General features: G+C 59.3%; 18 protein-coding genes, 6 pseudogenes and 1 other annotated feature. Of the genes and pseudogenes, 14 read left to right on the forward strand and 10 right to left on the reverse strand.

Annotation, left to right across the window (positions count from 1 at the left end):
* Positions 1 to 59: 59 nt before the first annotated feature.
* Together EO99_RS0117260 and EO99_RS25865 are read right to left on the reverse strand one after the other, a co-directional pair.
* Positions 60 to 1,100, reverse strand: a complete 1,041-nt coding sequence (locus EO99_RS0117260) for a LacI family DNA-binding transcriptional regulator (RefSeq protein ID WP_037112295.1) — start codon at positions 1,098 to 1,100, stop codon at positions 60 to 62.
* A gap of 162 nt (positions 1,101 to 1,262) precedes the next feature.
* A pseudogene (locus EO99_RS25865) lies at positions 1,263 to 1,500 on the reverse strand (transposase); the annotation flags it as partial.
* Between the two features lie 273 nt (positions 1,501 to 1,773).
* Here EO99_RS25865 and EO99_RS0117270 point away from each other — a divergent pair.
* Positions 1,774 to 2,052 carry a hypothetical protein gene (locus EO99_RS0117270; protein WP_029619860.1) on the forward strand — a complete coding sequence of 93 codons (279 nt, stop codon included), beginning with the start codon at positions 1,774 to 1,776 and terminating at the stop codon, positions 2,050 to 2,052.
* Positions 2,053 to 2,109: 57 nt separating this feature from the next.
* Here the strand turns inward: EO99_RS0117270 and EO99_RS0117275 are convergent, their stop codons facing one another.
* The 3 genes and pseudogenes from EO99_RS0117275 to EO99_RS26790 all read right to left on the reverse strand — a co-directional run.
* Complete coding sequence (locus EO99_RS0117275; protein WP_029619861.1) at positions 2,110 to 2,388, reverse strand: BrnA antitoxin family protein; 279 nt, start codon at positions 2,386 to 2,388, stop codon at positions 2,110 to 2,112.
* Positions 2,372 to 2,590: a BrnT family toxin gene (locus tag EO99_RS25870; protein WP_328286608.1), complete on the reverse strand. Its 219-nt coding sequence runs from the start codon at positions 2,588 to 2,590 to the stop codon at positions 2,372 to 2,374. Before EO99_RS25870 ends, EO99_RS0117275 begins: the two co-directional genes overlap by 17 nt.
* Positions 2,591 to 3,065: 475 nt before the next feature.
* Positions 3,066 to 3,224, reverse strand: a pseudogene (locus EO99_RS26790) (integrase core domain-containing protein); the annotation flags it as partial.
* Positions 3,225 to 3,359: 135 nt separating this feature from the next.
* Here EO99_RS26790 and EO99_RS0117285 point away from each other — a divergent pair.
* From EO99_RS0117285 to EO99_RS0117295, 4 genes and pseudogenes are all read left to right on the forward strand, one after another.
* Positions 3,360 to 3,716, forward strand: coding sequence for a helix-turn-helix domain-containing protein (locus EO99_RS0117285; protein WP_408002880.1), 357 nt, complete (start codon positions 3,360 to 3,362; stop codon positions 3,714 to 3,716).
* Between the two features lie 334 nt (positions 3,717 to 4,050).
* Positions 4,051 to 4,437 (forward strand): antitoxin Xre/MbcA/ParS toxin-binding domain-containing protein, encoded by a 387-nt coding sequence (locus tag EO99_RS0117290; protein WP_051679930.1) that lies wholly within the window; start codon positions 4,051 to 4,053, stop codon positions 4,435 to 4,437.
* On the forward strand, positions 4,434 to 4,952 hold the full coding sequence (locus EO99_RS26795) for an RES family NAD+ phosphorylase (protein ID WP_077067109.1): 519 nt from the start codon (positions 4,434 to 4,436) through the stop codon (positions 4,950 to 4,952). The genes EO99_RS0117290 and EO99_RS26795 overlap by 4 nt, the downstream gene beginning before the upstream one ends.
* A gap of 191 nt (positions 4,953 to 5,143) precedes the next feature.
* Positions 5,144 to 5,329, forward strand: a pseudogene (locus EO99_RS0117295) (IS110 family transposase); the annotation flags it as partial.
* Between the two features lie 37 nt (positions 5,330 to 5,366).
* Here EO99_RS0117295 and EO99_RS25875 read toward each other — a convergent pair.
* The 4 genes and pseudogenes from EO99_RS25875 to EO99_RS25880 form a co-directional block, all read right to left on the reverse strand.
* Positions 5,367 to 6,599 (reverse strand): annotated as a pseudogene (locus EO99_RS25875) (IS3 family transposase).
* Positions 6,198 to 6,314, reverse strand: a sequence feature (AL1L pseudoknot). (Overlaps the previous pseudogene by 117 nt.)
* Before the next feature lie 71 nt (positions 6,600 to 6,670).
* The gene (locus tag EO99_RS28685) at positions 6,671 to 7,063 is read right to left on the reverse strand and encodes a PIN domain-containing protein (RefSeq protein WP_029619865.1); all 393 of its coding nucleotides are present in this window, start codon (positions 7,061 to 7,063) and stop codon (positions 6,671 to 6,673) included.
* On the reverse strand, positions 7,060 to 7,353 hold the full coding sequence (locus EO99_RS0117310; RefSeq protein WP_051679932.1) for an AbrB/MazE/SpoVT family DNA-binding domain-containing protein: 294 nt from the start codon (positions 7,351 to 7,353) through the stop codon (positions 7,060 to 7,062). The genes EO99_RS28685 and EO99_RS0117310 overlap by 4 nt, the downstream gene beginning before the upstream one ends.
* A gap of 755 nt (positions 7,354 to 8,108) precedes the next feature.
* Positions 8,109 to 8,372 (reverse strand): annotated as a pseudogene (locus EO99_RS25880) (IS21 family transposase); the annotation flags it as partial.
* 393 nt (positions 8,373 to 8,765) lie between these two features.
* Between EO99_RS25880 and EO99_RS0117320 the strand changes: the two are divergent.
* The 8 genes and pseudogenes from EO99_RS0117320 (at position 8,766) to EO99_RS26380 (ending at position 17,758) form a co-directional block, all read left to right on the forward strand.
* Complete coding sequence (locus EO99_RS0117320) at positions 8,766 to 9,518, forward strand: FadR/GntR family transcriptional regulator (protein WP_029619867.1); 753 nt, start codon at positions 8,766 to 8,768, stop codon at positions 9,516 to 9,518.
* A gap of 62 nt (positions 9,519 to 9,580) precedes the next feature.
* Positions 9,581 to 10,486, forward strand: a complete 906-nt coding sequence (kdgD, locus tag EO99_RS0117325) for a 5-dehydro-4-deoxyglucarate dehydratase (RefSeq protein WP_029619868.1) — start codon at positions 9,581 to 9,583, stop codon at positions 10,484 to 10,486.
* 86 nt (positions 10,487 to 10,572) lie between these two features.
* Complete coding sequence (locus EO99_RS0117330; RefSeq protein ID WP_029619869.1) at positions 10,573 to 12,081, forward strand: ABC transporter substrate-binding protein; 1,509 nt, start codon at positions 10,573 to 10,575, stop codon at positions 12,079 to 12,081.
* Positions 12,082 to 12,158: 77 nt separating this feature from the next.
* Positions 12,159 to 13,073 (forward strand): ABC transporter permease, encoded by a 915-nt coding sequence (locus EO99_RS0117335; protein WP_029619870.1) that lies wholly within the window; start codon positions 12,159 to 12,161, stop codon positions 13,071 to 13,073.
* Positions 13,074 to 13,085: 12 nt separating this feature from the next.
* Positions 13,086 to 14,003: an ABC transporter permease gene (locus EO99_RS0117340; RefSeq protein WP_029619871.1), complete on the forward strand. Its 918-nt coding sequence runs from the start codon at positions 13,086 to 13,088 to the stop codon at positions 14,001 to 14,003.
* Positions 14,000 to 15,664 carry an ABC transporter ATP-binding protein gene (locus tag EO99_RS0117345; protein ID WP_029619872.1) on the forward strand — a complete coding sequence of 555 codons (1,665 nt, stop codon included), beginning with the start codon at positions 14,000 to 14,002 and terminating at the stop codon, positions 15,662 to 15,664. The genes EO99_RS0117340 and EO99_RS0117345 overlap by 4 nt, the downstream gene beginning before the upstream one ends.
* A gap of 224 nt (positions 15,665 to 15,888) precedes the next feature.
* A complete protein-coding gene (locus tag EO99_RS0117350; protein ID WP_029619873.1) occupies positions 15,889 to 16,380 on the forward strand; it encodes an MgtC/SapB family protein in 492 nt (163 codons plus the stop codon).
* Between the two features lie 222 nt (positions 16,381 to 16,602).
* Positions 16,603 to 17,758 (forward strand): annotated as a pseudogene (locus EO99_RS26380) (hypothetical protein).
* Between the two features lie 68 nt (positions 17,759 to 17,826).
* Here the strand turns inward: EO99_RS26380 and EO99_RS0117365 are convergent.
* Entirely contained in the window at positions 17,827 to 18,369 is a 543-nt protein-coding gene (locus EO99_RS0117365) for a dihydrofolate reductase family protein (protein ID WP_029619876.1), read from the reverse strand.
* 45 nt (positions 18,370 to 18,414) lie between these two features.
* On the opposite strand from EO99_RS0117365, the gene EO99_RS0117370 reads away from it, so the two are divergent.
* On the forward strand, positions 18,415 to 18,969 hold the full coding sequence (locus EO99_RS0117370) for a hypothetical protein (protein WP_029619877.1): 555 nt from the start codon (positions 18,415 to 18,417) through the stop codon (positions 18,967 to 18,969).
* The last annotated feature ends 94 nt before the right edge of the window (positions 18,970 to 19,063 follow it).

The raw sequence follows: 19,063 nt of genomic DNA on the forward strand, positions 1-19,063 counted from the left end.
GCCACCGCACAGCCGTTTAGATCGATCTAAAAGCATTGCGGACCTCCGTCAACCCGCAGTCATCCAGTCTTTGTTGCCAAAGGCGAGACAGCTTGGCACGACTGACGCTCTTTAAGATAGGTCGGGCTGATGATGCGGCGAGGGGGCAGAGCCGGTCGTTCTATCCGCTCCACCAGCAAGGTTGCGGCGTTCCTGCCGATCGTCACCGGTGCTGTGGAAACCGATGTCAGGCGAGGGCGCATTGCTTCCGCGTCGCTGACGTCATCGAACCCGACGAGCGAGATGTCGCGGCCGACAACCAGACCGCAGTCGTGGATGCCGGCGGCCATGCCAAGTGCCACAAGATCGTTGAAGCAGACGATCGCGGTGAAGCGCTCCGGACGATCAACGAAGAGGTGCATCGCATCAGCGATCTGAGCAAGCTCGTCCGGGACGCGGATAATCGCCATTTGCAGCCCTTGATCCGTCATGGCCTGGCGAAAGCTCTCGACGCGTTCCTGATAGGCGGAGTGAAGCGGCCCGTGTACGGCCAATGCCACAGACCGGTGGCCCAGCGAGGCAAGATGGTCGACGGCCTGATGCATGCCGGCAGCATAGTCGGCCCCGGCGTAGTCCAGGTCCGACGTCACATGGCGTAGCACCTGCACCACGGGCAGGGTCCAGGATGCGATCAGTAACGGGAGGTCGTGCCCTGTGCCGGCGGCGGGGCACAGTATGATGCCATCGACGCCATGCTCTCGCATCCGCTGCATGACAGCCGATTGTCGGGAGACGAGGTCGCCGCTGTTGGCAATGATCATCACCAGGCCCGCGTCATCGATAGCCGCTTCGATGCCGCCGAGGAGCTCGGCAAAAAAAGGATTGGTCAGGTTCGGTATGATCACGCCGATGGTGTGGCTGCGCTTCGCGCGCAGCCGCGCCGCGCCCATGTTGTAGACATAGCCAAGGGCGTGCATCGCCTCTTCCACCCGTTTGCGGGTGGCCGCCCCGACCAGCGGGCTCTTGCGGATCACCAGGGACGCGGTAGCGCGCGAGACGTTTGCCTGTCGTGCGACGTCCAGTAACGTGACCTTGGTGCGCTTGTGATCGTTTTTCACGATTGAGTTCCAGCAATCCTAGCTGTCAGCGATATCGGCGAGCGGCGAGAACCGCAACCGGCGGCTTCGTGTGGATAATTTGTAGCCGCTATTATCTACGCCGCGAATTTATCGGCGAGCTGGTCGATCTCCTTGCCGCTCCATTGGGCTTTAGCCGGATCATGCGACTTGACGACGGAGCCGCTCGATCTCAAGCTGCTCCAGCTTCATCTGCCCTTCTCCAGGATAGGACTGGGGGAATCGTCGCCTTATTCCGAACCCACTTGCGCAACATATTCTCGTGGACATCAAGATCACGGGCCGCCTGGGCGACGGTGCCCCCACGTTCCCTGACCAGCTTAACCGCTTCAAGCTTATACTGGCAGCGGAAGGTCGGGTTCTTCTTGCCGCAGGCGAAGGTCAGGATCGCGGCCAGGTCGCTGCGCTGCACGATCGCTAGTTCCTCGCCATCCGGGACCAGCTCGATCCTTGAAACAAGCGTGCGCAACAGAAGCTGATGGCGCTGGATGTTGATTTCCACAGAGCTTACCCGGCGTAGCCTGATATTTTCATTGAGAATTGGCCCATGTTTCAACTGTCCCTCGCATGTTTTCAGCGGGGGCTCTGGAGTGATCGACATGGCGTTACTGGGCGTGATCCGACGCTGACATTGAGCAGTATCGGCAGAAGCAGGGCCATGGCTCCTTCCATCGGGCCTCCGCTGGAGCCAGTCGCTGATGTGAGCTGTCGGCTTCGGCATGGCCCGGGGCATCTGCTTGAGAACTTCTGCGCCGTCCGAAATCACCGCCACATCGCCAAAGCCGCGATATCCGACTCCTTCAAGCGCGTGGAGGGCGCGATCGCGGATTGCCTGCTGAGCGGTGCTACCGGAGACGAAATAGCGGCCACCTGGTTCGCCTCGTCCTCCGCGGCCGCATCGGGCAACGACGAGCTCGAAGTTTCGCGCTGCATTTAGGACGGCGCTGCGAATATGAGCGGTATTATGCTGATGACGAGTTCCGTGTGGTTGCGATCAGCGTTGCGGACCGGCCGTATCGAGCTTCTCGGCAAGCCAGACCTTGATAAGCGACTGATACGGGACATCCCATTTGCCAGCCGCAACCTTGATCCGCTCCAGAAGGGTATTGGGCAGTCGCAGCGAAATTGAAGTCGACGAAGGCTTCAGATTGGGCAACCGCACCTTTTCGGCTTTGCTCCAATCGATGTGCTCGCTGGATTCATGGCTTTCCCAGAAAGCCCGTTCTTCAGCCTCGCTCGTGAATGTCGGTATCGTGTCAGATGCCCTGTTCATAACAGCTCCGCTCCTTGCCGCTCATATCGCGGGCTGAAATCACCCGCGGTTTCTTCCCATCGTCCCGAAGCGTGAAGGTGATGTGCAGCAGCCACCCGTCATCGGTGCGTCCGAGGACATGGATGCGCCGCTCGGCACTGCTGTGCTTCACGTCCGGAACCGTCAGCAGGGGTTCATTGAAGAACACCTGCTCGGCTTCCATCTGGCTGACAAACTGCTTATCGCGCTCTTGCGCGCGTTTCCGTCGTCCCAGTCGAGGCCGAGAATTTTGTCCCAGGCGATCATACCCGTATGTTTTCAGGATATACAAGCATTGCAAGAGAGGGTGACAAAGCTGGGAGGAGGAGAATAGGAAAAGACCTGATCTCAGATCGGGCGGGCCGCTCAGCCGCGCCGCTCGCCTGCCGAGCAGGGATGCTCGTCCGCAGGGTGCTCCGGCCCGTCCGCTCCGCGGGTCGGGGGGGGCTTCGAGAAGAAGACGGAAAAGGAACCCGGGCTGCGTAGGAACTGGTCGTACCTCGGTCTGGTAATAGTTTTTTCATTGGAAGATTGCCCCACCCCGTCGAGGACAGCGTGGGGCGACGCCGCCTTAGCGGGAGTTCGTCAGCCAGAAATCCTGCGAGTCCTGAAGCTTGGCAAGTCATCCTGGGTGGTTTCAGAGTGGTTGACGTAGAGCCGGTCGACATAGTTGGCGAAAACGCGAAGCTTCCACATTGCGTAGCGTTGGAGCCGGTTGCGGCGATGATCCCGGCATAATCCGCCGGGGTCTGGTATCCGAGCGATGAGTGTGGCCGGAAATTGTTGTAATCGTCGGCCCATTCCGCAATGGCGCAATGGGTGTCAGTACCGAAGCAATACTCGCCAATAGTGCCGTTTGAATCTTCCCCAGGTGCTCCGGCGGCGCGTCATCGCCGATACTCCTTCCGATGGTCGGAAGGGGGATTTTGGTGATCAAGCTGAGGGAGACAATCATGATCCTGGATCTGCATCAGCAGGGGCTGACGGTATCGGCCATTTCCAGAGAAACGGGCATCGATCGCAAGACGGTGCGCAAATATATAGAGCGAGGCCTTGAGGCTCCGGCCTATGGTCCCAGGAAGCCGCGGGCAACGGTGATCGATCCGTTTGCTTCTTACCTGCGGGAGCGGGTGAAGACCTATCCAGGCCTGACCGGCAGTCGGCTGCTACGAGAGCTCAAGGAGCGAGGCTATACGGGCGGCTACACGACGGTCACGGATTTTCCTCGCGATGTGCGACCCGCTGCACACCAAGGACACGAGGTTCGTTTCGAGACGCCGCCCGGCGCGATTAGATCGCTCGATTGCTGACGCGGCATCCCGATGTTTGATTTGCCCGCCGACTATTCGGCCAGAAGTCCGTCGAACACCTCAAGCAGGACATCGGTGATGGCCTAGCCGAGGGCATTGCCGGCCTCTGCTATTGCGGATTCATCCATGTCACGTGCGGCTAGCGCCAGATCGCCGCCGTGATGCTAATAGCGCTGCTGCGAGCTTCAGGCGCCGAGGCCGAGGGTGCGTCCTAAAACGTTCGCCGCTAGGGCAAAATCGCGCAGCTGGTGAGGCTGCGCATTGTATCCTACGTTCCAATGTCATATGTTATGCCTAGTGTTTGCGGCAGTGAAAGTGACGAAGGGCTTTGGTGATGGAATTGGCGAACACGTCGATGCGCAACCAGTCTCTGGTTTTGTCCTACATGGATAGTGCTGGGAAAATCGCCATCAATCGACTTGCGGACGGATTTGGAATGTCGAAAACTCAGCTCGCAGAAACCGCCGGACTGGCACGGGAGACGCTCTATCGCGGAGAGCGAAGTGGTGCTCCCAGGACGCAGCTTCGCCTGCGTGAAATGCTGGAGATCATTAGTCGAGTCACAGAATGGGCCGGGGGCAAGGAGCAGGCCATGGCTTGGTACAGAGCTCAGCCTTTGCCTGCTTTTGGAGGGCGGACTCCGGAGGCACTTGTGAAGGAAGGCAAAGCGGCTGCAGTGCGTGATTATCTTGACCACATGGCACTTGGCGGATTTGCGTGAGGTTTATCGGCACTTGCTACCGTGCGCATGACCCGCGATGGGCTTTCAAACCGATATCGGGTGACGGCGCGGCGATAAGGGGAGCGCGTTTTAATCCGAAGGGTGTCCCCGCTCTCTATCTGGCGGCCAGCATCATGACTGCTGTGAAAGAAGCCAACCAGGGATTTGCCCACCGGATAGACCCATGTGTGCTTTGCTCCTACGAGGTTGATTGCTGTGATCTGGCAGACCTGACGACGGAGGAGGGGAGGGCAGAATATGCGGTCGAGTTTAGCGAGATAAGTTGCGCCTGGGCGTTGTCTCTAACGCAAGGGCTGCGGCCTGCATCCTGGGCGATATACGATCGGCTCGTGTCCAAGGGCATAGCTGGAATTCTTGTGCCGAGTTTTGCGCCCGGTTCCAAACAGGATGATGTGAATCTGGTTCTTTGGGATTGGGGACCGGACCTACCGCACCAGGTTACGGTGTTTGATCCGAGCGGTCGATTGCCTAGGGATCAATTGTCCTGGCGTTGAACCACCGAGAGCATTTCCTGAGCCCCTGCAAAACCGGAGTGCTTTTCTGGATAGCCGCTTACAGCACTCGCGTCACAGCGCTCCTTTTGTTTTCTGCAATCGGGGGCAGCGCAGCTATCTGGAATGAGGAATCAAACGCTTCCTCTTAAGGCACATGGACTCAACGAACCTCCGATAGACGCAGACGGTTCAGTGAGGCTATCGTGGAGGCGGCGCAGCGGCCGACCATGCGCTTTGTCGAGCCGAAAACCGAGGAGCAACAGTCCCGTGCCATAATGTTCCGAAGCCGGGAGCAACTGGTCAATCAGCGCACCGAGTTGGTCAACGCCTTGCGCGCGTACCTGTATGAGTTCGGCTATGTCGCGCCCCAGGGGTTGAACCGCGCCGGGTTTGCCGGCGACCGTTTGGTTTAAGCTATGCGGCCATGGCTGGCGCGTCCAGCATGGCGTAGTATCGTTCTTCGGCTTCGACCGGCGGGATATTCCCGATGGGCTCCAGAAGACGCCGATAATTGAACCAGTCAACCCATTCGAGCGTGGCGAACTCCACGGCTTCGAAGTGGCGCCATGGTCTTCGCGGATGGATTACCTCGGCCTTGTAAAGACCGTTGATCGTTTAGGCGAAAGCATTGTCGTAACTGTCGCCAACGCTTCGGACAGACGGCTCGATGCCCGCCTCGGCCAGCCGTTCGGAATAGCGAATGGACACATATTGCGAGCCGCGGTCGGAATGATGAACCAACCCGCCACGTTTGACGGGCCGCCGATCATGGAGTGCCTGGTCGAGGGCGTCGAGCACAAAGCCGGCATGAGCAGTCCGACTTGCCCGCCAACCGACGATACGGCGGGCGAAGTCATCGATGACAAAGGCCACGTACACGAAGCCCTGCCAGGTCGCGACATAGGTGAAATCAGAAAGCCAGAGCATGTTCGGCGCGGGAGCCTTGAAGTGGCGATTGACGCGGTCGAGCGGACATGGGGCAGACTTGTCCGACACGGTGGTTTTGACAGGCTTACCACGATTGATGCCTTGAAGGCCCATCATTCTCATGAGCCTTGCGACGGTGCAGCGCGCGACGTCGTAACCTTCTCGCTGCAACTGCCGCCAGACTTTCCGCACGCCATAGACCTGGAAGTTCTCGTTGAACACCCGGCGTATCACGGCTTTCATGGCAATATCATTCCGTTCGCGGTCTGATAGACGACCCACGTCCGTGCGCTTGGCGACGACTTCATAATAGGTGGACGGTGCAATCGGCAGCAGCCTGCAGATCGGCTCGACCCCGACCATCGAGCGGTGTTCGTCGATGAAGGAAATCATCGCTTCAGTGGGCGGTCGAGCTCCGCCTGGGCAAAATATGCCGACGCCTTGCGCAAAAATCTCGTTGGCCTGACGAAGCTCCCGGTTCTCCCGTTCCAGAGCCTTCATCTTCTCAGCCACATCGCTTGGCAGACCTGCCCGCTTGCCGCTGTCGACCTCGGCCTTCTTAACCCATTCGTGGAGCGTATGCGCCGAGCAGCCTATCTTGGAGGCTATGGAAGATACCGCAGCCCAGCGGGACGGATGCTCGGCCTCGTGTTCCGCCACCATTCGAACGGCGCGGGCGCGGACTTCAGGGGGAAATTTGTTCGTCGTTTTGCTTGTCATAGACCCTACTTCTCACGAGTTAGGGTCCCCGGCAAAGCCGGCGCGGTTCACACCCTTTACGAGAAGGTAGTTTACCGAACTAGGATCACTTCGACACCAACGTCATCAGCAATCTCGGCCCATACCCGATCCGCGGTCACTGCTGGCAAACCAAGCCGTCGCGCAAGAGAGAGACAGGCTCTGTCCCCGTGACTCAAGCCCTTCGGTTGCGTTAGGGGAATAAGCGCTCCACCGTCAATCGCCAGAGCAAAGTCCAAGGAGTGGGTTTCAAGACCGAGAGCATTAATCATCTCCAGCGCCGATTCTTGATCAACACCTCTTCGAACAAGATTCGCCATTGTTTCCTGCACGCAAAGGGCCGAAATAGACGCTCCCCGATCAAGCCAGCTCTCACTCGTATCTGCTCCATTCTCCTCATTAAGGTAAGCCATAATTGCCGAGGTATCGATGACACAGGCGCTCATCGCTTCAAGCCGCGCGATTGTTCCTCAGGAGCGAAGGCTTCTATCTCCTCAAGCTGCGCCTCTTGGCGTCGGTCTGCAATAAGTTGGTCCACCAGATCCTGACCTGCTGGAACGAACCTCCTAAACATCTCCTGAGCTCGCCGACGTTCCCTTTGTGGCGTGGTCAGTTCGATTCGATCGCCTTGAGTCTCGATGATTACCTTATCTCCCTTCTTCAACCTCAACGCTTGACGGAGGTCTGACGGCAGTATCATGCGGCCATTCTCTTGCAAGGGTATCGTGTAGCGCATACGGTCAACTCCACTCAAAGGGGTCTTTGCCCACCATTTTAGCCCATGGCTTGATAAATGACTACACCGACATAACTAGGTTATTTTTGGTGACCCAATAAACGTTTTGATGATGAGTTGAGCTGGTGGTGATTTAATTCTTACGGCAATGGATCGAACATCGGCGAGCTATCCGCCGCCGTTGGCGGGCAGATGCCAGGCGCTTGCCGCAACGGACCCGGTTGGTGCCTATTACGAGGCACAGCGAAGAGCCGCCCGCAGCTGAGCTCAAGGGAATGCCGGTGAATACTGGTATTGGGCCTAGGTTGCCAGCGAAGTCGCCCGCATTGAACCGCGTGCCGAGATGGACTTCGAGGTCGCCAAGGCGATTGCCGACGAGGAACGTGCCGGTCGCCGCTGAACACATGCCCGGTGCTTGACGGAAAACATGTCTAATTGACGCTGTAGCTGTGGTGCAGGTGAAGGCCTGTGCCGAACACCACGTGACCTCCGAAGCAACCCAATCCCGCTCTCATCGATGGCGTCCTGGACCAGGTCCGGATCTCCGTCGATCAACCCGTTGAGGGTCCGCTAGCAAGCTGCGGCCGCTTGGCTTCGCCTTCGCGGTGATCGCGACCCCTTGAGGAGCCATCGAGCGGGATCGGCCCGCTTCGTACGGAGGTCTCTCACATGGCCGGGAATCATAGACCGTGTCGCCGCGGCCGAAGCTGCGTCGGTGCTCAGCGACAACAGCACCATCCTGTTTGACGATTACCCTTCCCATAGCGCCGGATCGCATCATAGCTGCCGTCGTAACCGAGGGCCCGAAGCTCCTCGTAAATCCGGATCAATGTCAGCCGCTCGCGAGAAGGCTTGCCTTCGTTGGCCGCCAGGAAGCCTTCGATCTCGACCTTCCAGGCTCCGGTCTTCGGCAAAGGCTGCCGTTCTCGCTCATAGGAGAAGTCGGTTTCGTCGGAACGCGGTATTTTGCGGACGGTGTTGCGCGACACATGCAGTTCCCGGACGATCTTCTTGACCAATCAGCCCTGCACGTGGAAGGCCCGGCGAACACGCGCAATCCTATCCACTCGCTTCAACTCCCCCGCCATCCGTCTCTTTCGCGTCGGCTTGCCAGCCAAGGTGGTACGCGGTTCGAATTTTATCAAGGCGATGGACTTGATCACCTTTGGCTCAGGAGAGTGTTCCGCCCTCTGAGAGGAGGCTTCTCACCGCAGCCTCCAAACTAAAGAAAGTCGTGGTCCCATGAAGTTCGTCAGGCAAGAAAATGTAATTTCCCCAGTGACGGCCTGTCCGGATCTTGACGCTGGCCTGGCCTGCGTCTCCAACGAAAGCCTTAGGACTCGTCTTAATTGATCGTAATCCGCCGGTATGTGTGCTATGAGTATGGAATGAATTAGGATGCAGAGGTGGTAATGTCTGAGCCGAAACGCTCGCTTGGTCGCAGATCTTTATCGGCAGGGGTTGTGGACGCGCTTCGGGCGCAGATTGAGGCTGGCTATTATGCGCCGAGAGACAAGTTGCCAACTGAACCCGCTTTGATCGAAAAGTTCGGGGTCAGCCGAACGGTCGTCCGTGAAGCCATCGCCGCCCTGAGGGCAGACGGTCTGGTGGAATCGCGGCAGGGCTCGGGTGTCTTTGTCACCGGTCCCCAGCAGGGCGATACGGGGCTTCGGCTGTTTACCGGCGAGACTGACAAGATATCCGATATCATCGAGGAGTTAGAATTGCGAATTGGCATAGAGGTCGAGGCAGCCGGGCTGGCGGCTGCAAGAAGCTCGCCTGCGCAGGAGGCCGAGATACAGTCGCAGGTCGAGCGTTTTTCGCGGCTTGTGGCCGAGGGAAGGCCGACCGATGAGGCGGACTTTCACTTCCATATGGCCATTGCGACGGCGACCAATAACGCGCGTTTTCGCACATTTCTCGAACATGTCGGGCGTCGCATGATCCCACGCGTAAAGTTTCGCACCGTCATGGGTGGCGTTGATCCCTTGCCAAGCCGGGACGCTCCGATACTCGAGGAGCATCGGGATATTGCGGAGTCCATCATGGCCCGCGACCCTGATCGGGCACGCGAGGCGATGCGGCGACACCTGGTGACGGGTATCAAGCGCTACCGCTCTCTGACGTCTTGGGGGCAGGGGCTGAAAAAAGACGATGCTGGTTGACTCATCTTAAAAGTCATCATATGAATTCTCCCGTCGCAAGCTTATGACGTGGAGGAAAAGCGTTGTCGCCTGAAGAAATCAAATCGCGTATAAGCTCGGGACTGCTGTCCTTTCCGGTTACGCACTTCACCTCGGATTACAAACTCAATCTCGATAGCTATCGTCGCCACGTAGGGTGGCTATCGGGTTTTGACGCTGCTGCTCTGTTTGCCGCTGGCGGTACGGGTGAGTTCTTTTCCCTCTCGCCATCCGAAGTGGGTGAGGTGACGAAAGCCGCCAAGGACGTCTCCGGCGATGTGCCTATCATTGCGGGGTGTGGTTATGGCGCCGCCCTGGCCGTCGAGACGGCAGCGATCGTGGAAAAGGCGGGTGCCGACGGAATTCTCCTTCTCCCGCACTATCTGACGGAGGCGCCGCAAGATGGCATTTACGCGCACGTGAAGGCCGTCTGCGATTCCACGAGCCTCGGCGTTATTCTCTATAATCGAGCCAATTCCGTTGCCAGTGCCGATACCGTGGCGCGCTTGGCGGATGCCTGCCCTAACTTGATCGGCTTCAAGGATGGCACGGGCAGGGTAGACCTCGTGCGGCACGTGACGGCCAAGCTTGGCGACCGGCTCTGCTATATCGGTGGGATGCCGACCCACGAACTCTATGCCGAAGGTTTCAACGGAGTAGGCGTGACCACCTATTCCTCGGCCGTCTTCAACTTCGTACCAGAGCTTGCTCAGCGCTTCTATCGCGCCATGCGTGCCGGCGACCGGGCGGCGATGGAGACCATTCTTCACACCTTCTTCTTCCCCTTTGCAGCACTTCGCGACCGCAAGGCGGGTTATCCCGTCTCGATCATCAAGGCGGGCGTCGACCTGGTCGGCTACGGCCCGGGTCCAGTTCGTCCCCCGCTGGTCGATCTCACGGATGAGGAACGGGACATGCTGCAAGGTCTGATCAACGCAGCGCGAGGCTGAGAAGAACGGTGGACGGGTGCCGGGAGAGTGGCGCCCACCCACGAGGCAATGCCAAATCAATGTTTCACTTTTGGGAGGAGTGCAAAATGACCATCAACTCTATTCGTTTCATCGCAGGCGCGATGATCGCGGCGAGTCTCGCCGGCCATGCCACGGCGCAAGACGCGTCGGAAATCAATATTGTACTGCCGGAGCAGCCGGCAAACCTCGAGCCCTGCGGCACCATCATCACCAACGTCGGCCAGATTCTCAGCCGCAATGTCGTCGAGCCGCTGACAATCATTGATCCCAACAGCGGGCAGGCGGTGCCCGGCCTCGCCACCGAGTGGACGCAGACAGATCCGAATACATGGCAGCTGAAGCTGCGCAAAGGCGTGACGTTCCAGGATGGTGCCCCCTTCAATGCCGAAGCCGTCAAGTTCTCCATCGAGCGCATGACCGGCGGTCAGGTAACATGCAGCAATATCGCTAAGTTCGGCGCTGCCAAGCTCACAGTGACAGCGGTCGACGACCTGACGGTCGAGATCAAATCGGATACGCCGCAGCCGATCCTGCCGACGCTGCTCAGTGTGGTCATGATCGTCTCTCCGAACACGCCGATGGACGAAGCGGTCAACAATCCGGTCGGTACCGGCCCGTTCAGGCTTGCAGAGTTCACGCAGCAGACAGTGGTCCTGGAAAGCTACGACGGCTACTGGGGCGACAAGCCGGCGGTGACCAAGGCCACTTATGTGTGGCGCCCGGAATCCTCGATCCGCGCCGCCATGGTGCAGACCGGTGAAGCCGATCTCACGCCGTCTATCGCAATTCAAGATGCAACCAATCCGGAAACGGATTTTGCCTATCTCAACTCCGAAACGACCGCGATGCGCATCGATGCCGGGTTCGCTCCGTTAGATGATGTGCGTATTCGCAAAGCGCTTAACCTTGCGGTCGACTGGGAAGGACTTGCTCAGCTTTTTGGAGACGATGCCCAGCGGGCCTCGCAAATGGCCGTCGTGGGGATCAACGGCCACGACGAGGAGCTGGCGCCCTGGACGTTCGACGCCGAGCAGGCGCGCGCGCTGATTGCGGAGGCAGAGGCAGCGGGCGTTCCCGTTAACACGCAAATCGAGTTGATCGGTCGCAACGGCATCTATCCAAACGGCACCGAAGCGATGGAAGCGATGATGGCCATGTGGCAGGATGTCGGCCTCAACGTCAAGCTCACGATGCTGGATGTGAACGACTGGCTGCGCTACCTGCAGAAACCGTTCCCGGAAGGCCGTGGTCCGAACCTATTGCAGATGATGCACGACAACAACAAGGGCGACGCCGCCTTCACCATTCCGATCTTCTACACCTCGGAAGGCAGCTATTCCACGGTCAGCGACCCTGTGCTGGATCAGGAAGTCGCCGATGCCCTGGCGGCCACCGGAGAGGATCGCACCAGCAAGTTCAAGGCAATCTTCAACAAGGTGCATGACGAACTGGCTCTGGACATCCCGATGTTCCACATGATCGGCTACACCCGCGTCGGCACGCGTCTGGACTGGAAGCCGGACATCACGACCAACAGCGAGATCCCGCTCGCCAATATCGGCCTCAAGAACTAGGTCGAGATAGACCGGACGAGCGCGGAATCCGATCTCCCGCGCTCGCCTGAACTCCAAGCAATCAGAGGTTCCGCATGATGCTCGGCTATATCGGCCGGCGGGCGTATCACAGCATAATATCGCTGATCGGTCTGCTGACACTGGTCTTCTTCCTGACACGTCTGACGGGTGATCCCTCAGCTCTTTATCTGCCACTTGATTCCAGCATCGAGGCGAGAGAAGCCTTCGCGCGACTGAACGGTCTTGACCAGCCCATTTATGTTCAGTTCTTTCAGTACCTGCAGAACTTGCTGTCGCTGGATTTCGGTCAATCGCTGCGTCAGAACCGGTCCGCCATCGACGTAGCGCTTGAAGCCTTTCCAGCCACGTTGAAGCTCGCCGCCGTCGCCATGACGTTGGCCACGGTGCTCGCGATCATTGTCGGGGCCTTGGCCGCGGCTCGTCCCCGCAGCCTGTTTGACCGCATCGCCGGCCTCGTGTCGCTGGCAGGGGCGAGCATGCCTGACTTCTGGATTGCGATCGTCGGCATTCTGGTCTTCGCTGTGGGCTTTGGGCTTTTGCCTACTTCCGGCACGGGCACCGGTCTGCACTGGATCATGCCGATCGCCGTACTGATGCTGCGCCCCTTCGGTCTTCTCGTGCAGGTGGTGCGCGGAACGATGATCTCGGCGCTCGCCGCGCCCTACATCAAGACGGCTCAAGCGAAGGGCATGAAGCGTCGCAAGATCATCTTCGGTCATGCTCTGAGAAACTCGCTCCTTCCTGTCATCACGGTTGCGGGCGATCTGGCCACCGGGCTGATCAATGGTGCCGTTGTCGTGGAAACCATTTTTGGGTGGCCTGGCATAGGCAAGTTGATGATCGATTCCATCATCCAGCGGGATTTCGCTGTCGTGCAATCAACCATCCTTGTGACTGCCGTCGCCATCTTCATCGTCAACATCGCGATCGATCTGCTGTACGTCACGCTTGATCCGCGCATTCGCTACTGAGGGAGGACGACCATGGCCGACGTGTTGGTTCAATCCGCGAAGTTGCCCGGAAACGCGCGGCAACTGGCGATCTACCTGGTTCGCGACAAACTGGCACTCTGCGCGGCACTCTTCCTTATCGTGCTCCTCGCCTGCGTTCTCTTCGGGCCTCTGCTGGCGGGCGATCTGGCCAGCAAGCTCGGACTACGGCACCGCAATCTGGCACCATTTTCCGCCGAACAGGGTTTCATGTATGTTCTCGGTGCGGATACGCTGGGGCGCCCCATTCTCGCCCGGCTGATCGTCGGTGCGCAGAACACGCTCGGCATCGCCGCCGCCGCCGTCCTCTGCTCCATGGCGACAGGCGGAATGCTTGGCCTGATCGCCGGCTATTCGGAACGCTGGTACAGTCACGTCATCCTGCGTCTTGCGGATGTGATCATGAGTTTTCCGTCGTTGCTCCTGGCGCTGATCGTGCTTTACACGCTAGGCCCCAGCATAACGAACCTCGTGATCGTTCTGGCGATCACCCGCATGCCGATCTTTATCCGCACGGCGCGCGCAGAGGTTCTGGAATTGCGCGAGCGCATGTTCGTGAGCGCTGCCCGCTCCATGGGCGCGAGTTCCGGCCGCATCCTGTTCCGGCACATCGCTCCGCTCGTGCTGCCAACGCTGGGAACGATCGCGGCGATCGACTTCGCCACCGTCATCCTGGCGGAATCCTCGCTCAGCTTTCTCGGCCTCGGCATCCAGCCCCCCGACTTCACCTGGGGGGCGATGGTGGCAAATGGGCGTGGCTATCTTTCGTCCGCGTGGTGGATCGCATTCTGGCCGGGACTGGCGATCCTGCTGACGACCCTTTCCCTGAACATTCTCGCCAGCTGGGCACGGACGGTTGCCGATCCGCTGCAGCGCTGGCGTCTGCAATCGCTGCGAAAGGCCCCGCGATGACCACGCCGGACAATCCCATCCTCACAGTCGAAAACCTGACGGTCGATTTCCTCTCTGAAGGCGATCCGGTCCGTGCGGTCGACAACGTGTCCTTCAGCGTCTGCCCTGGCGAGACGCTGGTCATTCTCGGCGAAAGTGGTTCGGGGAAAAGCGTCAGCACCGGAACCGTGATGGGCCTGATTGACTGCCCGCCGGGCGATGTCGTTGCCGGCTCGCTGATCTTCGACGGGACAGATCTGTCGCGCCTTGGTGAGGAGGGACGGCGCGCGCTGAACGGGCGCCGCATCGCGATGATATTCCAGGACCCGCTGGCCTATCTCAATCCGGTCTATACCGTCGGCCGGCAGATTGCAGAGGTTTTCGAATCCCATCACGACGGTGAGGCCGGCTCTGTGAGGGACAGGGTCGTCACACTGTTGGAACGTGTCGGCATTCCTGATGCGGAAAGGCGGATCGACTACTATCCGCATCAGTTCTCAGGAGGACAGCGTCAACGGGTCATGATCGCCATGGCGATCGCGTTGAAGCCGGACATTCTCATCGCCGACGAACCGACGACGGCGCTCGACGTCAGCGTTCAGTCGCAGATCCTGGAGCTGCTCGGCGATCTGCAACGGGAAACCGGCATGGCGCTGATTATGATCACGCATGATCTGGAAGTCGCCGCTGCCATGGCGGATCGCATCATCGTCATGAATGGCGGCAAGGTGGTCGAGAGCGGCAAGGCGCGGGATGTCTTCACCAATCCGGTCCATGCCTATACCCGCCGTTTGATGTCGGCTGCACCTGTCGGAGGCGCAGGGCCGGAGCGGCCACGCACCGAGGCCAAGGGCGACGCGCTGTTGCAGGTTCAACACCTGAGCAAGCACTACGTTCTCGGCGCTGGTCCATTTTTGCCGAAGCGCGAGTTCAGGGCGGTTGATGACGTCAGCTTCACGGTCCATCGCGGTGAAACGGTCGGAATCGTGGGCGAGTCCGGCTCGGGGAAATCGAGCATCGCGCGCATGCTGCTCAGGCTCAACGAGCCGACCTCAGGCAAGGCGTTGTTTGCCGGACAGGATATTTTCGCGCTGGAGGGCAGGGAACTGAACGGCTTCCGACGGCGCGTCCAGATGGTGTTCCAGGACCCCTTTGGCTCGATGAACCCACGGATGAACGTTCGCTCGATCATTTCCGAGCCATGGGTAATCCATGGCGATATCCTGCCTAAGGCGCGCTGGAACGACCGTGTTGTTGAGCTTCTGGAACTTGTCGGCCTGAAGGCCGAACATGCTCAGCGGCATCCCCACCAGTTTTCCGGTGGCCAACGGCAGCGCATCGCGATTGCGCGCGCGCTGGCCAGTGAGCCGGAGCTGATCGTGTGCGACGAGGCTGTATCGGCGCTTGATGTGTCAATCCAGATGCAGGTCATCGGGCTCCTGGCTGAACTGCGCCGCAGGCTGGGGCTGTCCTACGTCTTCATCACGCACGACCTGCCGATCGTTCGAGAATTTGCCGACCGGATCCTGGTGATGCAGCAGGGCAAGATCGTGGAGGAATGCGCTACGGAGATGCTCTTCAACAGCCCGAAGCATGCCTATACGAAGTTACTTCTGGACTGCGTGCCGCGGCCGAAATGGCATAGCAGCCAACTCACCGGGTTATCGTCGCCGCGCGGCTAACGTTCCGCTGCCGTCCCGACTTCTGTTCCGGACTCGTCCCGGCAACTGCACGCACCTTTGCCGTGAGAGGATTGTGGCCCCAAGGCTGCAGACGAAGTAGAATTCTGCGGCGTCTCGAGATGCAAGGCAGGCCTCTCTCTCTCTCTGGACCTTCATTTGCCAGTGCAGTTCTTGTATGGCAGTCCCTTGGAACGCCAACTATGCAAGCAATGTGAGGACGTGTCATGGGAGAGGAAATTTGGTCGGCACTGATCCACGAGTTTTCAGACGTTCCAGACGCATCTACCATCACCCGCATTACGGTGCGCCTCGTGATCGCGGCGGTGCTGGGCGGAGTTCTTGGCTACGAACGCGAGCGCAAGGGGAGAAGTGCCGGGGTGCGCACGCACATGCTGGTCGCTGTGGGGGCAGCACTGTTCGTTCTAGGGCCGTTGCAAAGCGGCATGGCTGTCGCCGACCTATCGCGCGTGCTGCAAGGCATCGTGCAGGGGATTGGTTTCCTTGGCGCCGGTGCCATCATGGTTCGTTCGAGGCAGCGCCAGGTGGAGGGGCTGACCACGGCGGCTAATATCTGGGCTACAGCCGGGATTGGTGTGATTGCCGGGATGGGATTGGAAGCAACCGCCGTCCTGTCCACTGCCGTCGTCCTCGTCATCCTGGCAGCGGTTCCTCTCATTCTGCCAAAGCTCCCGCAAGACGGCCAGGATCAGGCCTGACGAAGGATGCGAAGATCTGAGATGCCTTTTCCGGTGCTGGCCGTGATGCTCCGGCACGTCGTTTTAACTGGTGAACTTGGCGGCCGCTGCAGCGACTTGCGCCCGCATCGCATCGAGTGATCCGCGGATCACACGGATGGAGACCGGTAATTTCTCTGGGGTCGGACACGGGTTGTTAGCTCAGTGCGGCCCATCAGTATCGCTTTGTTCGGAGAGGCAGCGATGGCGGTGGAATGGACGATCACGATCGATGGGAAGAACGAATTCGGCGACATTTGTCGAAAGGCCGCTCGTATCGACAAAAGTTGGGAACGTCTGTTTGACGGCTGCATTGGCCCGTCGATTGAGGACGGCAAGACGATTGTTACGGCGCTGCAAGGCGCAGTCGTAGCCCATGAGGCAGAGACCTACTGCCTCTTCCGTCGGGTCTGCCCGGATTGCCACACATTCCGGCCGGTCAAGGACTACTTCACGCCGGATCCTAACCGGTCTCGGCACGGTGCAGGTCCGTAACCCTCGCTAGGTGCTGTGTCGGGATTGCCATCGGGGCATGGCCGCTGGAAGAAGTCTGGCCGGATCGCGCGACGCCCGAGTGTTGGAGCTGACTGCCCGTCTGCGAAGCATGATGCCCTACCGGCAGACAGCCAAGGTCCTGGCCGAGTTCTTGCCAATTGAACCCATCGAGACGTACGCGACCATGCGCAAGCGGACCATCAGGATCGTCGAACGGCTCGACGACCAGATTGTTCGGGAAACATCGAAGGCGAGAGCTCAAGCGGATGACCGTGGCCAGCTTGAGATGCAGCTCCCCGGCGATCGCCGCAAGGAATTCGTCATCAGTATTGATACCGCTCATGTTCGCAGCGCCGACCCAAAGGCAGCGCGAAGCTTCGAGCTCGTCGCTGCCCGATGCGGCCGCGGCGAACCAGGTGGCCGCTATTTCGTCACCGGTAGCACCGCTCAGCAAGCAATTCGCGATCGCGCCCTCCACGCGCTTGAAGGGGTCAGATATCGCGGCTTTGGCGATGTGACGGTGATTTCGGACGGCACCGCACGGCTGCACAGCCTCCGCGTGCAACTCCTGACCTATAACCGCTCGAACCGTGGTACGATTGTCGACTATGGAAAGCGCCACCGAGCCGGGCTCCGCGTTGCCACGACCCTCGCCGAGTCGGCAGTAAATTCCCTCGTCGGCAAGCGAATGGTGAAGAAGCAGCAGATGCGGTGGTCGCTCCACGGCGCGAATATGCTCATGCAGGTTCGAGCTGCGGAGGCAAATGGCGAGCTTCGTGATCGGTTGCGGACACCTTTCCGACAGCCTGAAGCGAACCGGCCAACGCTATTCAAACCAAAACGACCCCTCCTGAATGCCGCCTAACCCCAGTATGATTACCGGTCTCAAACATCTCGCACCGAACACGGTTTAACCGGAGCGGATGCAAGGCTTCAGGAGGCTAAATGGTGGGAAAGCCGGTAATGCAGCCGGACGCATCCCTTGTCGAGCGTCTTGGAGCTGATCAACTCCGGGCTCGACCTGAAGCCAGTCGGCGGAAAAAGAGGACGACCACCGCCAAGCAGCTCGGGGATGACGTAGATCTCGATTTCATCGAGCGCGCCACGTTCCATGAATGCCATCTGCAGCATGCCTCCGCCCAGCATCCACACATCACCATCATTGAGTCTCCGAAGCTCAGCTATCAGGTTGTCCACATTGTCTCTGATCTCAGGCGAGCCTCTGGGATTTTCGATGGGTCGGGAAGTAACGACGACGACCCGTTGCTCGCCATAAGCCCAAGGTGCGGGATCTCTTGCTATGAAGTCGTAGGTGCCGCGACCCATGACGACTGTGCGTATGCCCTTCGCGAAGATGCGGTAATCATGCTCACCAAGATCCATTCCGTCGTACTTGAACAGCCAGTCGAGGTTGTCGTTCTCATCGGCAATGAAGCCATCTAGACTTGCTGCAATGTAACCAACGATCTTTGCCATCGATGCCTCCTTGACTTATAAGTGAATGTACGTTTATATATGCTCATGACGAGACGCAAGACAATCCCTGATGAACAGGTTCTCGGCACCTTGTTCGAGCTGATGATGAAGACAGGACCTGACGGTTTGACCTTTGCGCGTGCGGCGAAGGCCTCAGGTTTGGCTGCGGCAACTCTGGTGCAGCGCTACGGCAACCGTGAGCGCATGGTCGAGGCGATCCTTATGCAGGCGTGGGATCACCTGGATGCGGAGACAAAGGCGGCAGACAACGAGGAGGATCTAACGCCTGAGGGCGCCATCAAGCTTCTGCTGCGCCTCATGTCTCCCGACACGGCTGAACGTGATGCCACTGATGGTCTTCTTCTACTGCGAGAAGACATCCGAAACCCAAGACTTCGCGAAAGGGGCGCTGCGTGGGGAGGCGCATTGGTCTCGGCCTTAGGACGGCGCCTGTCGGCAGACGCGCCGGAGGCGGAGTTGCTAGGCTCGCAAATGGCCGCCCTTTGGCAAGGTGCATACACCTGGTGGGCGTTCGATCAGACGGTGCCCGCAGATCGAGCGATCCGACAGGCCCTAGAGGCTTGGCTGCAACGGCGTTGAAAACTGGAAGTCGATTGTGGCTTGAATCGGCCCTAACCTGAAATCTCAGTACTAGGAGCGCGTCTCTAGCGTTCCGAGAAGCGACTGCAGGATC

This window comes from Pseudorhizobium marinum (assembly GCF_000705355.1).
GTDB classification, from domain to species: Bacteria; Pseudomonadota; Alphaproteobacteria; order Rhizobiales; family Rhizobiaceae; genus Neorhizobium; species Neorhizobium pelagicum.

What these genes read in the sequence shown, in the direction of transcription:
- EO99_RS0117270 (WP_029619860.1), top strand. Translation starts at nt 1,774, where the DNA reads ATGGCTCCTTCCATCGGGCCTCCGCTGGAGCCAGTCGCTGATGTGAGC.
- EO99_RS0117275 (WP_029619861.1), bottom strand. Translation starts at nt 2,388, where the DNA reads ATGAACAGGGCATCTGACACGATACCGACATTCACGAGCGAGGCTGAA.
- EO99_RS25870 (WP_328286608.1), bottom strand. Translation starts at nt 2,590, where the DNA reads ATGGAAGCCGAGCAGGTGTTCTTCAATGAACCCCTGCTGACGGTTCCG.
- EO99_RS0117285 (WP_408002880.1), top strand. Translation starts at nt 3,360, where the DNA reads ATGATCCTGGATCTGCATCAGCAGGGGCTGACGGTATCGGCCATTTCC.
- EO99_RS0117290 (WP_051679930.1), top strand. Translation starts at nt 4,051, where the DNA reads ATGGAATTGGCGAACACGTCGATGCGCAACCAGTCTCTGGTTTTGTCC.
- EO99_RS28685 (WP_029619865.1), bottom strand. Translation starts at nt 7,063, where the DNA reads ATGAGCGCCTGTGTCATCGATACCTCGGCAATTATGGCTTACCTTAAT.
- EO99_RS0117310 (WP_051679932.1), bottom strand. Translation starts at nt 7,353, where the DNA reads ATGCGCTACACGATACCCTTGCAAGAGAATGGCCGCATGATACTGCCG.
- EO99_RS0117320 (WP_029619867.1), top strand. Translation starts at nt 8,766, where the DNA reads ATGTCTGAGCCGAAACGCTCGCTTGGTCGCAGATCTTTATCGGCAGGG.
- EO99_RS0117330 (WP_029619869.1), top strand. Translation starts at nt 10,573, where the DNA reads ATGACCATCAACTCTATTCGTTTCATCGCAGGCGCGATGATCGCGGCG.
- EO99_RS0117335 (WP_029619870.1), top strand. Translation starts at nt 12,159, where the DNA reads ATGCTCGGCTATATCGGCCGGCGGGCGTATCACAGCATAATATCGCTG.
- EO99_RS0117340 (WP_029619871.1), top strand. Translation starts at nt 13,086, where the DNA reads ATGGCCGACGTGTTGGTTCAATCCGCGAAGTTGCCCGGAAACGCGCGG.
- EO99_RS0117345 (WP_029619872.1), top strand. Translation starts at nt 14,000, where the DNA reads ATGACCACGCCGGACAATCCCATCCTCACAGTCGAAAACCTGACGGTC.
- EO99_RS0117350 (WP_029619873.1), top strand. Translation starts at nt 15,889, where the DNA reads ATGGGAGAGGAAATTTGGTCGGCACTGATCCACGAGTTTTCAGACGTT.
- EO99_RS0117365 (WP_029619876.1), bottom strand. Translation starts at nt 18,369, where the DNA reads ATGGCAAAGATCGTTGGTTACATTGCAGCAAGTCTAGATGGCTTCATT.
- EO99_RS0117370 (WP_029619877.1), top strand. Translation starts at nt 18,415, where the DNA reads ATGACGAGACGCAAGACAATCCCTGATGAACAGGTTCTCGGCACCTTG.